Here is a 15202-nt window from a genome sequence, read left to right as displayed (position 1 = left end):
CCGCATTCCACCGGGCGGCAGGCACACTCAGGGAGACACTCGTGATTCTCGACGCCCACAGCCATGTCCACGACCCGCTGGGCGCCCATCTGTTGGCGCTCGACGCCGCAGGTGTCGACCGCACGGTGCTGTTCCCCACCCGCGCACACCCGGAACGGGCGACCGACCTGGACTCCCTCCACCACGAAATGGGCGTACTGGAACGGGCGTTGGCCGGCGGTTCCGGCGACGAGGGATTCGCCCTGGCCATGCGGGAGCTGGGCCAGGCGCTCACGGCACACCCCGACCGCTTCCTCGGTTTCGGCTCCGTCCCGCTCGGCCGCCCCGACGCCGAGACCGCGGCCCGGGTGGAGCGCGAGGTGACCGGCCCCGGTTTGTACGGCATCGGTGAACTCACCCCGCCACCCGGCCAGTTGGCCCTGGTCGAGCCGGTGGTACGGGCGGCCCGCGACCACGCCGGACTTCCGGTGGTCGTCCACGGCTCCGCGCCCACCACCGCCATGGACCTGCGCGCACTCGCCGACCTGGCGACCCGCTACCCGAAGGTGCCGCTGGTGATCAGCCAACTGGGCGGAGCCCACTGGATGGAGGCGATCGAGCTGGCCCGGACGACTCCCAGCCTCCACCTCGAACTGTCCACCGCTGGCATCGTCTTCGCCGTCCGCCTCGCGATCCACGAACTCCCCACCCGCACCTTCTTCGGCTCGGACGCTCCCTACGGCGACCCGGTCGTAGCCCGCACGACGGTGGAAAGGGTGACCCCGGCCGGCGAGATCCGCGACCGGGTGCTCGGCGGAAATCTGGCGGAGCTGTTGGGCCTGGTGTGACCGGGAATTGTTTTGCGGCCGAGCGCAGTGGGCGGCGAGGATCGGGGCATGCCGACCTTCACCGCAACCGACGGCACCGAACTCGCCTACCACGTACGGGGTGAGGGCAAGCCGCTGGTCGTCCTGCCCGGAGGGCCCATGCGGGCCTCCGCCTACCTCGGGGACCTGGGCGGACTCACCGCGCATCGACGGCTGATCCTGCTGGATCTGCGGGGCACCGGTGACTCCGCGGTGCCGGCCGACGAGGAGACGTACCGTTGCGACCGACTGGTCGACGACGTCGAGGTGTTGCGCGCCCACTTGGGCCTGGACCACATGGATCTGCTCGCGCACTCGGCGGGCGGCAGTCTCGCGATGCTGTACGCGGCCCGCTGTCCCGAGCGGGTGACACGTCTGGCACTGATCACCGCCACCCCATGGGCGCTGGGCATGCCGGCCACGCCCGAGGGACGGCTCGCCGCCGCCCGGCTGCGGAAGGGCGAACCGTGGTTCGAGGACGCGTTCCCGGCATTCGAGGCGTGGCTCGCGGGCACCGCCGACTTCGACCCGGTCTTCGAGCCCTTCTTCTACGGCCGTTGGGATGCCGTCGCCGAACAGAACTCCGCGCTCGCAGACGAACAGAGCAACGACGAGGCCGCCGACCTGTACTTCTCGGAGGGCGCCTTCGACCCACCGGCCCTCCGGGCCGCCCTCGGCCGGCTGTCCGCACCCGTGCTGGTTCTCGCGGGTGAACTCGACGGCGGTCCCCGGCCCGAGCTCGCCCGTCGCAGCGCCGAGGTGTTCCGGAACGCCGAGTCGGTGGTGCAGCCGGGTGCCGGTCATTACCCGTGGCTGGACGATCCGGAGTGGTTCGTGCGCCATGTCGTCGCGTTTCTCGACGCTGGCGGTGCGGTTCTGCCCTCGGCAGAGTAGGCGCATTGCCCGCCGTCCCAGCGGCTACGTTCCCGCCATGCACACCGAGACCCGCGCAGTCGAGGCCAACGGCATCACCCTCGCTCTGCACACCTGGGGCCCCGAGGAGGGGCCGCCCGTCCTCCTGCTCCACTCCCGGGGCGCCGACGGCACCGACTGGACGCAGATCGCCGAACGGCTCGCCGCCGGACCCGAACCGCGCCGCGTGTACGCCCCCGACCTGCGCGGCCACGGAAGCAGCGACTGGCCCGGCACCGAGCCGGGAGCCACGGCCGAGGTGTACGCGTACGAGGCGATGCGGGACGACACACGCGCCCTCATCACCGACCTGGGCATCGAACGCGCCGACGTCATCGGCCATTCGCTGGGCGGCATCGTCGCGTACCTGCTCGCGCAGGAGGCGCCCGACGTCGTACGGCGACTGGTCCTGGAGGATGTGCCGGCGCCGCTTCCCTTCGATCCGCCGAGGCCGCCCACCGAACGCCCCGCGGGGCAGCTGCCGTTCGACTGGGCGATGACCGAGGCCACCGACGTCCGGGCGAACCTCCCCGACCCCATGTGGTGGGACCACATGGGGCGGATCACCATGCCCACGCTGGTGATCGCGGGTGGTCCCACCAGCGGGATTCCTCAGGACCGGGTCGTCGCGGTCGCCGAACGGATCCCCGGCGCCCGCCTGGTGACCGTGGACGCCGGACATCTCGTGCACGAGAACCGGCCGGAGGAGTTCCTGGCGGCGGTGGAGCCGTTCCTCGCGGAGCGGAGCGACGTCCGGACGGCGACCGTCACTTCGCGAACGTCGTCATGAAGCGGTCCCGGAACTTGTCCATGCTCAGCACCGGTGCGTTGTCCGCCGGCTTGAGCCCGTCCGTCCAGCCCCAGCTGGAGATCTTGTCCAGCACCTTGGGGTCGTGCGCGACGATCGTGATCGGCACATCCCGGTCGGCGGTGCCTCCGGTGACCGTCGGGACCGGCTGGTGGTCGCCGAGGAAGACGAGGACGGTGTTCTTGTTGCCGTAGCGCTGCATCCACTGGGTCAGGCTGTCCACGGAGTACTGGATGGCCTTGCGGTACTCGGTGCGCACGCGCTTGGCGCTCTTCCAGACCTCCGTCGGGTTGGTGCCCTCCTTCTTGATCTGGTTGAAGATCGTGCCGTCCCCGAGCTGGTTCCAGGGGATGGTGTGGGCGATGGGGGACCAGGGGTTGTGGCTGGAGGCGAGGATGATCTCCGCCATGATCGGGTCGCGGTTCTTCTTGCCGTACTCGAGATCCTCGAAGGACTGCAGGCTGAACTGGTCCGGTACCGGCGTCCAGCTGAAGTACGGACCGTTGTAGCCGAGGTGCGTGGAGTCGTAGATGTTGTCGAGGCCGAAGTACTTGCCCTCGGGCCAGGCCTTGCGAACACCGGGGACGATGCCGACCGTGCGCCAGGCACCGGTCTTCTGGAAGTAGCTGGTCAGGGTCGCGCGGGTGCTGGTGGTCACGGTCCGGTACCGCTGCTGGTTCTTGACCCACAGGCCGGACAGGAACGTCGAGTGGGCGAGCCAGCTGCCGGCGCCCGTCACTGGCGACCTGAGCCAGCCGCTTTGCGAGGCGAAACCGGCCGCCTTGAGCCGGGCGTCGCCCGCCTTCAGCGTCGCGTCCATCTCCGGTGCCATCGTCGGATCGTCGATCGCGACCCGGCCATAGCTCTCGATGAAGGTGAACAGGACATCCTTGCCGCGGAGCCCGGTCAGCAGCTGGTTCGGCGGGGTCTTGGCGAAGGCGTCGACATTGAGCTGCTTCTTGAAGACGTCGGCGTCCCCCAGACCCTCGCGGACGTACTGCACCCGGTTGGCGAGGAACGTGCTGTAGCCCTTCGTGGCGAGCGTGACGCCGCCCACCTGGAAGCTCAGGGTGAAGCACATGATCCACACAACACCGAGGACGAGTGTGGTGCGTACCGCCATGGGGCGGTGCCTGGCCATCACGTTCGACAGCCGCACCATCGCGAGCGCGCTCCCCGCCAGCACGGCGATCAGCGCCAGGATCACCCCGACGATCGCGAGCACCTCGCCCGAGCGGCCGACCGAGTCCTTGAGGAAGTCCGCCGCGTCGCTCAGCAGGACCCAGTCGAAGACCAGGTCGAACGGCCGGGCCAGGGTCTGGTAGAAGCCCATGTCGAGGCACTTCAGGACGGCGGACAGCCCGACGAACGCCCCCAGCACGACGGCCACGATCCGCCGTGCCTTCGCGGGCAGTACGAGCAGGACGATCGCGAGGACGATCGCCTCGACCGGGAAGCGGAAGAACGACTGGAGGGTGATCCGGTCGAGGCGGTCGGGTACGAGCAGCGCGACAATCAGCAGCACACCGGCGAGCACGGTCGTGCCCACCCCTACGGCACGTGCGGTACGGGGGAAACGAGTCCGCCAGCCGAACCAACCGCCGCGGGGCGGCAGTTGGGACGACCGCTCGGCTGGGTCGGCGGCGGATTCCGCCTCCGAGCCCGTGGACTCCGCGGGCTCAGCGGTCTCGTCGGGCGCGGCGGATTCCGCCGGGCCTGCGGACTCGGCCGCCTCGGGCGCGTCGACCGGTTCGAGTTGCTCGGCCGTGTCCGCCGAGTCGCGTGGCTCGGGTGGGCCCTGTGTTTCGGGCGGTGCGGCGGCCTCCGTCGCCGCTGTCGAGTCGGTCTCCCCGGTGGCTTTCCGCTGCGCCGATGGGTGAGAGCGAGTGAAGAGCGGCACCCGAACGTCCTTCCGTGCTGAGCCCGGTGATGGCATGGCGGACCTGGCCCGGGCCACCAGATCCGTCACCATCAGTACGGTCGCACGCTACCGTCAGTTCAATCGGGCCTGCGTGTTGACCCACTGTTGACTCACTGAGCTGCGGCGACCGCCACCTCCCGCGCCCACCGGTAGTCCGCCTTGCCACTCGGTGACCGCTGGATCGTCTCCGCGATCACCAACTGCCGGGGGATCTTGTACCCGGCGAGCTGGGAACGGCAGTGCGTCTGGATGTCGTCCAGCGACGGCCGTACCGCACCCGCGCGCAACTCCACGACGGCGGCCACATGGTTGCCCCACTTCGGGTCCGGCACCCCGGCCACGAGTGCGTCGTAGACATCCGGATGCGATTTGAGCGCCTGCTCGACCTCCTCCGGATACACCTTCTCCCCACCGGTGTTGATGCACTGCGAGCCACGGCCGAGCACCGTGACGACGCCCTCCTCGTCCACGGTCGCCATGTCGCCGAGCAGGACCCATCGCCGGCCGTCCTTCTCGAAGAAGGTCTCGGCGGTCTTCCGCTCGTCGTTGTAGTAGCCGAGCGGTACATGGCCGCACTGGGCGACCCGGCCGATCTCGCCGCCGGCGACCGGCTCGTGCGTGGCCGGATCGACCACCTGGGTACGGGAGTTGACCCGGATGCGGAAGGACTGCCCGGCCCCGGAGTCGGCCGTCGCCGTACCGTTGAAGCCGGACTCGGACGAGCCGTAGTTGTTCAGCAGCATCGTGTTCGGGAGCAGCTCCTGGAACTGCCGGCGCACCGTCTCCGACATGATCGCGCCCGACGACGAGACGCTGAACACCGAAGAGCAGTCCGTGCCCTTCATCGGCCCGTTGAGAGCGTCGATCAGCGGTCGCAGCATCGCGTCGCCTACCAGGGAGATGCTGGTGACCTTCTCCTTCTCGATGGTCCGCAGCACCTCCTCCGGCACGAACTTGCGGTGGATCACGATGCGTTGGCCGAAGTTGAAGCCGATGAACGCGGTGAGCGTGGAGGTTCCGTGCATCAGCGGGGGAGCCGGGAAGAACGTGATCCCCGCCCCGCCGGCCGCGACCCGCTCGGCCAGCTCCTCGGGTGTCTTGACGGGTTCACCGGTCGGCGCGCCACCGCCGAGCCCCGAGAAGAACAGGTCCTCCTGGCGCCACATCACACCCTTGGGCATCCCGGTCGTGCCGCCGGTGTAGATGATGAACTGGTCGTCGCCCGAACGGGCCGGGAATCCCCGCTCTGCAGACCCGGTGGCCACCGCGTCCGTGAATTCCACGGCCGGTACTTCCGGGGCATCTTGGGCCGGTGCCCCCACCCGCACCAGGTGCCGAAGCTTCTCCGCGCGCGGCAGAGCGGCGGCCACCCGCTCGGTGAACTCCGTGTCGAAGACCAGCGCCACGAGATCGGCGTCCCGGTAGAGGTACACCAACTCCTCTTCGACGTAACGGTAGTTGACGTTGACCGGCACGACACGCGCCTTCAGGCAGCCCAGCACCGTCTGCAAGTACTCGATGCCGTTGTAGAGATGGAGCCCCAGGTGCTCACCCGGGCGTATCCCGGTGTCGATCAGATGATGCGCGATGCGGTTCGCCGCCGCGTCCAACTCCGCGTAGGTCAGGCGGCGTTCCGCGCCTGTGCCCGGGTGGTCGATGTACACGAGCGCCTCGCGGTCCGGGACCACGTCGACGACCGACTCGAACAGGTCGGCAATGTTGTACTCCACCACTCCTCCTGACGTCGGTTCGCCGGTCATCAGAGCAAAGGGCGCGGCAACTGTGAAGGGTCCGCGCAGAAGAAATCTGACTGAGTGTCAGAAACCCCTTGTACTGGCAGGGCACCTCCTGCAACCTGTTCTCGTTCCGGAGGCGGTACGGCGACGGGAGGACGGCAATGGGCGGTACGGAACACCTGACCGTGCGGCGCGAGGGCGCCACACTGGTGCTCACGCTCAACAGGCCCGAGGCCAAGAACGCGCTCTCGCTGCCGATGCTGGTCGGCCTGTACGACGGCTGGATCGAGGCCGACGCGGACGACGGGATCCGCTCGATCGTGCTGACCGGCGCGGGCGGCGCGTTCTGCGCGGGCATGGACCTCAAGGCCCTGGCCGGAAAAGGCATGGAGGGTCAGCAGTACCGCGACCGGCTCAAGGCCGACCCGGACCTGCACTGGAAGGCGATGCTGCGCCATCACCGCCCGCGCAAGCCGGTGATCGCCGCGGTTGAGGGCCACTGTGTGGCCGGCGGCACGGAGATTCTCCAGGGGACGGACATCAGGGTCGCCGGGGAGTCCGCGACCTTCGGCCTGTTCGAGGTCAAGCGCGGTCTCTTCCCGATCGGTGGCTCAACTGTCCGTCTCCAGCGGCAGATTCCGCGCACCCACGCGCTGGAGATGCTGCTCACCGGCCGGCCGTACAGCGCGCGGGAGGCGGCGGACATCGGTCTGGTCGGGCATGTGGTCCCCGACGGTACGGCTCTCGCCAAGGCCTTGGAGATCGCCGAACTCGTCAACGCGTGCGGGCCGTTGGCGGTCGAGGCGGTCAAGGCGTCGGTGTACGAGACCGCGGAGCTGACCGAGACGGACGGGCTCGCGGCCGAACTCAAGCGCGGGTGGCCGATCTTCGACACCGCCGACGCGAAGGAGGGGGCGCGTGCCTTCGCGGAGAAACGGCCGCCTGTTTACCGGCGGGGCTAGGCGTTCCGCTGGTCGGCCGGTTTTCGTCTGCGGGTTCGTTGTGGTTGGTCGCCCAGTTCCCCGCGCCCCTGGGTGGGGACAGTCGGCCCGCATCTGTCTAGTGAGGAGATGTCGTGCCTGAAGTGCTCAAAGCTCCCCTGGTCCTTGAATTCCCCTTCACCCGTTCCCTCGGTCCCGTGCAGAGCGCCTTCCTCACCGGGCTGCGGGAGCGTGTCGTGCTCGGTGTGAAGACCGGCGATGGACGCACCCTCGTACCGCCCGTCGAGTACGACCCCGTCACCGCGGAGGAGATCCGCGACCTTGTCGAGGTCGCCCCCACCGGAACGGTCACCACCTGGGCCTGGAACCACGAACCCCGCCGTGGTCAGCCCCTCGACGCGGCCTTCGCCTGGGTCCTCGTCCGTCTCGACGGCGCCGACACCGCCCTCCTGCACGCCCTCGACGCCTCGGGCCCCGACGCCGTCCGCACCGGCATGCGCGTTCGGGTCCGCTGGGCCGAAGAACGTACCGGCGCCATCACGGACATCGCCTGCTTCGAGCCGTACGACGGCGACGAGACGCGTCAACCCACCGACCACACCGGCGAGTTCGAGAACATGGTCACCGGCATCGTGGCTCCCGCCCGCCTCGACTACGTCTACTCGCCCGGCCGTGCCCAGACCGACTACATCCACGCGCTCTCCGAACAGCGCACCGTCGGCGAACGCTGCCCCTCCTGCCGCAAGGTGTACGTCCCGCCGAGGGGTGCGTGTCCCACATGTGGTGTCGCCACAGCGGAACATGTGGAAGTGGGTCCGCGCGGCACAGTCACCACGTTCTGCATCGTCAACATCAAGGCGAAGAACCTCGACATCGAGGTGCCGTACGTCTACGCGCACATCGCCCTCGACGGAGCCGACCTCGCGCTGCACGGACGGATCGGCGGCATCCCCTACGACCAGGTGCGCATGGGGCTGCGTGTCGAGGCGGTGTGGAGCGAGGGCGGTCGCCATCCGGACCACTACCGGCCGACCGGCGAGCCCGACGCGGACTACGACGCCTACAAGGAGCTGCTGTGATGCATGGAGCTGCCGCGATGCGTGAGATCGCCGTCGTCGCCTTCGCGCAGACCGACCACCGGCGCACCACCGACGAGCTCTCCGAGGTGGAGATGCTGATGCCGGTTTTGCACGGCGTACTCGAACAGACCGGCCTCAAGACCGCCGACATCGACTTCACCTGCTCCGGCTCCAGCGACTACCTCGCCGGCCGCGCCTTCTCCTTCACCCTCGCCCTCGACGGCGTCGGCGCCTGGCCGCCGATCTCCGAGTCGCACGTCGAGATGGACGGCGCCTGGGCGCTCTACGAGGCCTGGACCAAACTCCTCACCGGTGACGCCGACACCGCGCTCGTCTACTCGTACGGCAAGTCGTCCCCCGGCTCCGTACGCGATGTCCTGACCCGGCAGCTCGACCCGTACTACGTCGCGCCCCTGTGGCCGGACTCCGTCGCCCTCGCCGCCCTCCAGGCGCAGGCCCTCATCGACGCCGGCGACACCGACGAACCGGCGCTCGCCGCCGTGGCCGCCCGCAGCCGGACCGACGCGAGCGCCAACTCCCATGCCCAGGCGCGCGGTTCGGTACCGCAGGGAGACTACGTCGTACGGCCGCTGCGTACCGGCGACTGCCCGCCCATCGGCGACGGAGCCGCCGCCGTGATCCTCGCGGCCGGGGACCGGGCCCGCGAACTGTGCGAACGGCCCGCCTGGATCAGGGGTATCGACCACCGCATCGAGGCACACGGTCTCGGCGTACGGGAGTTGACCGACTCGCCGTCCACGCGGTTGGCCGCCGAGAAGGCTGGCGCCTTCGAACGGCCCGTCGACACCGCCGAGTTGCACGCGCCGTTCACCGCGCAGGAAGTCGTCCTGCGCAAGGCGCTGCGCCTCGGCGACGACGTGCGCGTCAACCCGTCCGGGGGAGCCCTCGCCGCGAACCCCGTCATGGCCGCCGGGCTCATCCGCATCGGCGAGGCCGCCGCCCGCATCCACCGGGGCGAGTCCGACCGGGCCCTCGCCCACGCCACCTCCGGCCCCTGTCTGCAACAGAACCTGGTCGCCGTACTCGAAGGGGATCCGCGATGAGCAAGGAGCCCGTGGCCGTCGTAGGGATCGGCCAGACCAAGCATGTCGCCGCGCGCCGGGACGTGTCCATCGCCGGGCTCGTGCGGGAGGCGGCCCAACGGGCCCTGGACGACGCCGAGTTGACGTGGGCCGACATCGACGCCGTCGTCATCGGGAAGGCGCCGGACTTCTTCGAGGGCGTCATGATGCCCGAGCTGTATCTCGCCGACGCGCTCGGCGCCGTAGGGAAGCCCATGCTGCGGGTGCACACCGCCGGTTCGGTGGGCGGGTCGACAGCCCTGGTCGCCGCCAACCTCGTCGCGGCCCGTGTGCACGGCACGGTCCTCACCCTCGCCTTCGAGAAGCAGTCCGAGTCGAACGCCATGTGGGGACTGTCCCTGCCGATCCCCTTCCAGCAGCCCCTGCTGGCGGGTGCCGGCGGATTCTTCGCCCCCCATGTGCGCGCCTATATGCGGCGCACCGGAGCGCCCGACACGGTCGGCTCCCTGGTGGCGTACAAGGACCGGCGCAACGCGCTGAAGAACCCGTACGCCCATCTCCACGAGCACGACATCACCCTGGAGAAGGTCCAGGCCTCGCCGATGCTGTGGGACCCGATCCGCTACTCGGAGACCTGCCCCTCCTCGGACGGCGCCTGCGCGATGGTCCTCACCGACCGGGCGGGTGCGGCCCGTGCACCACGCCCGGCGGCCTGGATGCATGGTGGCGCCATGCGGAGCGAGCCCACACTGTTCGCCGGAAAGGACTGTGTGTCGCCGCAGGCCGGCAAGGACTGCGCGGCCGATGTGTACCGGCAGGCGGGCATCGCCGATCCGCGCCGGGACATCGACGCCGTCGAGATGTACGTGCCGTTCTCGTGGTACGAGCCCATGTGGCTGGAGAACCTCGGATTCGCCGACGAGGGCGAGGGCTGGAAACTCACCGAGTCGGGGGTGACCGAGCTGGACGGCGACCTTCCCGTGAACATGTCAGGCGGGGTGCTCTCGACCAATCCGATCGGCGCCTCCGGCATGATCCGCTTCGCGGAGGCCGCCCTTCAGGTGCGCGGCCAGGCCGGAGAACACCAGGTGGAAGGGGTCCGACGGGTTCTCGGACACGCCTACGGCGGCGGATCCCAGTTCTTCTCGATGTGGCTCGTGGGCAGCGAACCTCCCGCCTCCTGAAAGGTCCCCCTCACGTGGCCTGTTGGCATCAGAAACCGATCGCTAGGCTGGCCGCGGACGACGAACCGGGAGGAGCACGGACGTGGCCGAGAGCACCATCCAGCAGCACCCGCTTGCGGGCTGGGACAAGCCGGAGCTGGACCTCAGTGACGCCGAGTGGCATTCAGGCAGCCGTGGACTGGGGGATGTCCAGATCGCCTTTGTCGAGGGATTCATCGCGATGCGCAACAGCGGCCGCCCGGAAAGCCCTTCCTTGATCTTCACGCCCGCGGAATGGGGCGCGTTCGTGTCGGGGGCGCGGGAAGGGGAGTTCGACCTGACCTGAAGGGCGTATCACCAGTTTTTCCGGACACGCGACCTTGAGCGCCCTTCCGGAGCCGGCGGCTGAGCCAGGCTGGCCCCGGAGGGGAAGGTCCCGTTACTCCAGAGGTGAGGAACCCCATGAGCACCCCCAAGAGCACCCTGCCTGTCATCGCGGCGGTCGACGGTTCGGACGACAGCCTGCGCGCCCTGGACTGGGCCCTCGACGCCGCGCGCGGACGGGGGGCGCCGCTGCGGGTCGTCCATGTGTGGCAGTACGCCGCCGCGTGGACACCGCCCGGCGTCCTGGTCGCCGGACCGCCCGGCCCGGACGAGGACGAAGTGCTCGGCCAGGTCCGTACTTACCTCGACGGGCGCCCCGACCGGCCGGTCATGGAGTACCTCGGGCTGCAGGGCGCACCGGGTGCCGTACTGCCCGAACTGGGCGCCACCGCACAGCTGTTGGTGCTCGGCTCCCGGGGCCGCGGCGGCTTCGCCAGCCTCCTGCTCGGCTCCAACGGCATGGCCGCCGCCCGCGACGCCGGCTGCCCCGTCGTCGTAGTGCCCAGGCCCGGACGCGATGGGGGCACCTCCCACGCCTTTCGGGCAGTGGGGGAGCACGACGCGCCACCGGTCGAACCCGGACCCCGGGTGGTCGTCGGCCTGCACGTGGACAGCCCCGACGACACCACCCTCGCCTTCGCCTTCGCCGAGGCGGCCCTGCGCGGAGCCCGCCTCCAGGTCGTCGCCGCCTACCCGTGGCCGCCGCAGAACTGGGCGTCCGCCGGTGAACTCGTCCCGCCGGTCATCGACCAGGACGCCATCGAGAACGAGACCCGCATCCTCACCGAGTCCCTCCTCGCCCCGCACCGCAAGGACCACCCCGACGTCCGCGTCGAGCCGTACGTCGCACCGGGCGACGCGGCCGGTCACCTCGTCGCCGCCTCCAAGGACGCGGATCTCGTCGTCGTGGGCCGCCACCGCCGACGCCTGCTGGCCCCGGCCCGGCTGATCGGCTCGGTCACCCAGGCGGTCCTGCTGCACGCGGCGAGCCCGGTCGCGGTGGTGCCGCCACAGGCGCTGGAGGAGTGAGGTCGCACCATGGGGAGTTGCGGCCGGCCTCAAAGCGAAGCCGTCTACGCCGTAGGCGAGTTGCCGCTCACGGCCACAGCAACTGCTTGCGCCGCCCTCGCCCGCCCGGTGTCACGAGGTCCGGCTCCTCGTCGAGCTGGGCCAGCGACTCCCTGACGGCCGCGTCCCGCTCGGCGTCCGGCGTTGGACGGTGGTGCGGAGAAAACTGGCCAGTACGCCTTTGTCAAGTAACGGGCCGCCGCACCCTCGGAAAGCGTACGCTGAGGTCCCTGTAGCTCACGGTACGCGTTCGCTCCCCGCGCGGACGTACCACCGTGGCAGGGGGTATGGGGATGGGACAGCGGAGCGCGCGCGGCAGCAGGACGCTCTTCGAACGGGAGGGTGAACTCTCCGCCGTGGACGACGCGTTGGGCGAGCTCACCGGCCTGCGCACGGACGGTGCCGAGCCGGGACACCGGCCCCGTGGCGCCCTGCTCGCCTTCGCGGGACGGGCCGGCATCGGCAAGACCACCCTCCTCACCGAGGTGCGCCGCCGCGCCGCCGCACAGGGCTGCACCGTGCTGTCCGCGCGAGGCGGCGACCAGGAACAGCGCGTCGCCTTCCATGTCGCCCGCCAGCTGCTGCAACCGCAGTTCGCCGGCTCAGCCGACGCCGATCTCCGCGCCGCGCTGGGGAGTTGGTACGACATCGTCGGCCCGGCCCTCGGTCTGCGCGCGCCCACCGAAGGCTCCCCGCCCGACCAGCAGGGCCTGCGCGACGGCCTCGACTGGGTGCTCACCCACCTCGCGGTGAAGCGTGCCCCGATGGTCCTCGTCCTCGACGACGCGCACTGGGCCGACCCCGAATCCCTGGGCTGGCTGGCCGCGTTCGCGCCCCGCGCCGAACAACTCCCGCTCCTGGTCGTCGTGGCCTACCGCCCCGACGAACTCCCCGACCACGCCGAGTCGTTCAGGGGACTGCCCGGCCGGGCAGGCGGTCGTCCCCTCGATCTGGAACCGCTCAGCGCCGACGCCGTCGCCGGCCTGGTGCGCGAGACGATCGGCGAGCACGCCGACGACGCGTTCTGCCGCGAGTGCTGGGCGGTCACCGCCGGGAACCCGTTCGAGACCGTGGAACTCACCGCCAAGATCCACGACCGGGGCCTGACCCCCACCGAGTCAGGGGCCTACCTGCTGCGCGATCTCGCCGCCGCCATCAAGGGCAGCGGCCTCCTCACCCGCCTCGAACGCCTCGGCACCTCGACCGTCCGCTTCGCCTGGGCCTGCGCGGTGCTCGGCACCGAGACCCGTCCGGCGCTCGCCGCCGCCGTCGCCGGACTCGGCCACGAGGAAGCCGCCGACGCCGCCGAGGCGCTGCGCGGGGCCCGCATCCTCACCAGTACGCCGACCGCCGCGGGCACCCTCGAATTCGTCCACCCGCTCATCGCCACCGCCGTCTACCGGGCCATCCCCTCCGGCGTCCGCGTGGCCCTGCACGGACAGGCCGCCTGGTGCGTCATCAACGACGGCCAGGGCCCCTCCGCCGCCGCCCGCCACCTCATGGAGACCCACCCCGACGGCGACAACTGGGTCGTGCAGCAACTCCGTGCGGCAGCGGGCGAAACCCTGCGCGCGGGCGCCCCCGACACCGCCCGCAGCTACCTCGCCCGCGCCCTGCGCGAACCCCCGCCCTTCGACGACCGGGCCGCCGTCCTCTACGAACTGGGCAGCGCCTCGCTGCTCACCGAACCGGCGACCACCGTCAACCATCTGCGGGCCGCCCTCGAAGAACCGATCAGCGACGCGGGCCTGCGGCAGAACATCGTCTACCGCCTCTCCCAGGTCCTCGCCCACAGCGACCGCCTCGCCGAGGCCTCCGACACCCTCGCCCGCGAGATCCGCGTCACCGACGACGCCCGGGTCAAACTCCGCATGCTCTCCGAGCAGTTCATGTGGGACGCCTTCCGCGCCGACGAACCCGACCACCCCTCGCGCTCCCGCCGCCTCACCAAACTCGCCGACCGCCTCAAGGGCCGCGACCTCACCGAGCGGTACATCATCGGCCTGCGCACCTGGGACGCCGTACTCCGTGGTGAACCGGCACATGTGGCCCTCCACCATGCCGAGCGCGCACTCAATGGTGGCCTCGGCTGGGCGGAGGCCGACCGCGGCTTCGAAGTACCGGTGCTGGTCGCCCTCGCCCACATGTACTGCGACCGGCCGGGCCGCGCGGAGGAACTGTTCGCCACCGGCATCGCCGACTTCGAGCAACAGGGCTGGCGCGGCGCACACCTGGCCTTCGGCTACACCCTCCTCGGCTACCTCCGCTACCGGCGCGGCCGGCTCGCCGAGGCCGAGGACTTCGCCCGCGCGGGACTGCGCCTCGCCGAGCGGGTCGGCCCCGGCACCCCCGTCTACTGGTACGGCACCGGCATCCTCATCGAGGTCCTGCTCGCCCGCGGCCGGGTCGCGGAGGCCGCCCAGCTCGCCGAGGACCACGCCTTCGCGGAACCCTTCCCGGCAGCCGTCGTCTTCCCGGACGCCCAGACCGTGTACGGCGAACTGCTGCTGGCCCGCGGCCTCGTCAAGGAAGCGGCCGAGGAACTGGCAGCCGCCGGCCGCCGCCTCGACCCGCGCGGCATCCGCAACCCCGCCTGGTGCCCCTGGCAGCTCCACCTGGCCCGCGCCGAGCGCCACGAGACCCCCGAGCGCGCCGTCGTCACCGCCCACGAAGCGGTCGCCCGCGCCCGCCAGTTCGGCACCCCGTCCGCCATCGGCCAGGCCCTGCGCGTCGCCGCCGAGGTCTCCTCCGGCTCCGTCCGCGCCAAACTCCTGGAGGAGTCCGTCGCCCACCTCGAACGCTCCCCGGCCGCCTACGAGTTGGCGTGCGCGCTGGTAGCCCTCGGCACCGAACTCCGCCGCACCGGCCGCTCCAGGGAAGCCGCCGACTACCTCTACCGAGGCCTCGACACGGCCGTCCAGTGCGGCGCCGACGGCCTCGCCGACACCACCCGAGCCGAACTCGCCGCCGCCGGCCTGCGCCCCCGCCGCCTCCACAGCACCGAGACAGACACCCTCACGACCGACGAACGCGCAGCGGCAACCCTGGCCGCGCACGGCAGCACCGATCACGAGATCGCCGTAGAACTAGACACGGACGAACAGTCGGCAGTAGGCCTGCTCTCAGCGGCCTACCAAAAACTGGGCACAGACAGGACAGGTCTAGAAACGGCACTGATCAAACCGACGGAAGGCCGAACCCCCTAGGGGCGCGGGGCTGTATCGATATGCGGCTCCGCCGCGTGGGCGCGCTCAACCCGCACGCACCCGCGCCCGACAACGAACGCCCACCAAACCACGTGC

Annotated in this window: 12 protein-coding genes; 10 read left to right on the top strand and 2 right to left on the bottom strand. The window is 70.6% G+C overall.

Annotation, left to right across the window (positions count from 1 at the left end; genetic code table 11):
- Positions 1 to 41 precede the first annotated feature (41 nt).
- From OH768_RS04405 to OH768_RS04395, 3 genes are read left to right on the top strand one after another with little or no spacing between them, the layout of a single operon-like run.
- Positions 42 to 827, top strand: a complete 786-nt coding sequence (locus OH768_RS04405) for an amidohydrolase family protein (RefSeq protein ID WP_406450207.1) — start codon at positions 42 to 44, stop codon at positions 825 to 827.
- A 48-nt stretch (positions 828 to 875) separates the two neighbouring features.
- On the top strand, positions 876 to 1739 hold the full coding sequence (locus OH768_RS04400; protein ID WP_406450205.1) for an alpha/beta fold hydrolase: 864 nt from the start codon (positions 876 to 878) through the stop codon (positions 1737 to 1739).
- A 37-nt stretch (positions 1740 to 1776) separates the two neighbouring features.
- On the top strand, positions 1777 to 2547 hold the full coding sequence (locus OH768_RS04395) for an alpha/beta fold hydrolase (RefSeq protein ID WP_406450203.1): 771 nt from the start codon (positions 1777 to 1779) through the stop codon (positions 2545 to 2547).
- Here OH768_RS04395 and OH768_RS04390 read toward each other — a convergent pair.
- Both OH768_RS04390 and OH768_RS04385 read right to left on the bottom strand, forming a co-directional pair.
- The gene (locus OH768_RS04390; protein ID WP_406450201.1) at positions 2525 to 4465 is read right to left on the bottom strand and encodes a sulfatase; all 1941 of its coding nucleotides are present in this window, start codon (positions 4463 to 4465) and stop codon (positions 2525 to 2527) included. The two genes, OH768_RS04395 and OH768_RS04390, sit on opposite strands and share 23 nt — an antisense overlap.
- Positions 4466 to 4596: 131 nt before the next feature.
- Positions 4597 to 6216, bottom strand: a complete 1620-nt coding sequence (locus tag OH768_RS04385; protein WP_406450199.1) for an acyl-CoA synthetase — start codon at positions 6214 to 6216, stop codon at positions 4597 to 4599.
- 167 nt (positions 6217 to 6383) lie between these two features.
- On the opposite strand from OH768_RS04385, the gene OH768_RS04380 reads away from it, so the two are divergent.
- The 7 genes from OH768_RS04380 (at position 6384) to OH768_RS04350 (ending at position 15106) form a co-directional block, all read left to right on the top strand.
- On the top strand, positions 6384 to 7184 hold the full coding sequence (locus tag OH768_RS04380; RefSeq protein WP_406450197.1) for a crotonase/enoyl-CoA hydratase family protein: 801 nt from the start codon (positions 6384 to 6386) through the stop codon (positions 7182 to 7184).
- A 113-nt stretch (positions 7185 to 7297) separates the two neighbouring features.
- Positions 7298 to 8242: a Zn-ribbon domain-containing OB-fold protein gene (locus OH768_RS04375; RefSeq protein ID WP_406450195.1), complete on the top strand. Its 945-nt coding sequence runs from the start codon at positions 7298 to 7300 to the stop codon at positions 8240 to 8242.
- A gap of 17 nt (positions 8243 to 8259) precedes the next feature.
- Entirely contained in the window at positions 8260 to 9306 is a 1047-nt protein-coding gene (locus tag OH768_RS04370) for a thiolase domain-containing protein (protein WP_406450193.1), read from the top strand.
- The gene (locus OH768_RS04365) at positions 9303 to 10469 is read left to right on the top strand and encodes a thiolase domain-containing protein (RefSeq protein ID WP_406450191.1); all 1167 of its coding nucleotides are present in this window, start codon (positions 9303 to 9305) and stop codon (positions 10467 to 10469) included. Before OH768_RS04370 ends, OH768_RS04365 begins: the two co-directional genes overlap by 4 nt.
- Positions 10470 to 10551: 82 nt before the next feature.
- On the top strand, positions 10552 to 10794 hold the full coding sequence (locus OH768_RS04360; RefSeq protein WP_019069076.1) for a DUF397 domain-containing protein: 243 nt from the start codon (positions 10552 to 10554) through the stop codon (positions 10792 to 10794).
- A gap of 116 nt (positions 10795 to 10910) precedes the next feature.
- On the top strand, positions 10911 to 11861 hold the full coding sequence (locus tag OH768_RS04355; RefSeq protein ID WP_406450188.1) for a universal stress protein: 951 nt from the start codon (positions 10911 to 10913) through the stop codon (positions 11859 to 11861).
- 332 nt (positions 11862 to 12193) lie between these two features.
- Positions 12194 to 15106: an ATP-binding protein gene (locus OH768_RS04350; RefSeq protein WP_406450186.1), complete on the top strand. Its 2913-nt coding sequence runs from the start codon at positions 12194 to 12196 to the stop codon at positions 15104 to 15106.
- The last annotated feature ends 96 nt before the right edge of the window (positions 15107 to 15202 follow it).

This window comes from Streptomyces sp. NBC_01622 (assembly GCF_045209635.1).
GTDB lineage: Bacteria > Actinomycetota > Actinomycetes > Streptomycetales > Streptomycetaceae > Streptomyces.
The sequence above is the reverse complement of the archived record's forward strand: the minus strand, read 5'-3'. Positions and strand labels throughout refer to the sequence as shown.

Bases quoted from the DNA above. Each gene is read 5' to 3' on its own strand.
- OH768_RS04380 (WP_406450197.1), top strand. From the start codon at position 6,384: ATGGGCGGTACGGAACACCTGACCGTGCGGCGCGAGGGCGCCACACTG.
- OH768_RS04355 (WP_406450188.1), top strand. From the start codon at position 10,911: ATGAGCACCCCCAAGAGCACCCTGCCTGTCATCGCGGCGGTCGACGGT.
- OH768_RS04400 (WP_406450205.1), top strand. From the start codon at position 876: ATGCCGACCTTCACCGCAACCGACGGCACCGAACTCGCCTACCACGTA.
- OH768_RS04370 (WP_406450193.1), top strand. From the start codon at position 8,260: ATGCGTGAGATCGCCGTCGTCGCCTTCGCGCAGACCGACCACCGGCGC.
- OH768_RS04365 (WP_406450191.1), top strand. From the start codon at position 9,303: ATGAGCAAGGAGCCCGTGGCCGTCGTAGGGATCGGCCAGACCAAGCAT.
- OH768_RS04350 (WP_406450186.1), top strand. From the start codon at position 12,194: ATGGGACAGCGGAGCGCGCGCGGCAGCAGGACGCTCTTCGAACGGGAG.
- OH768_RS04395 (WP_406450203.1), top strand. From the start codon at position 1,777: ATGCACACCGAGACCCGCGCAGTCGAGGCCAACGGCATCACCCTCGCT.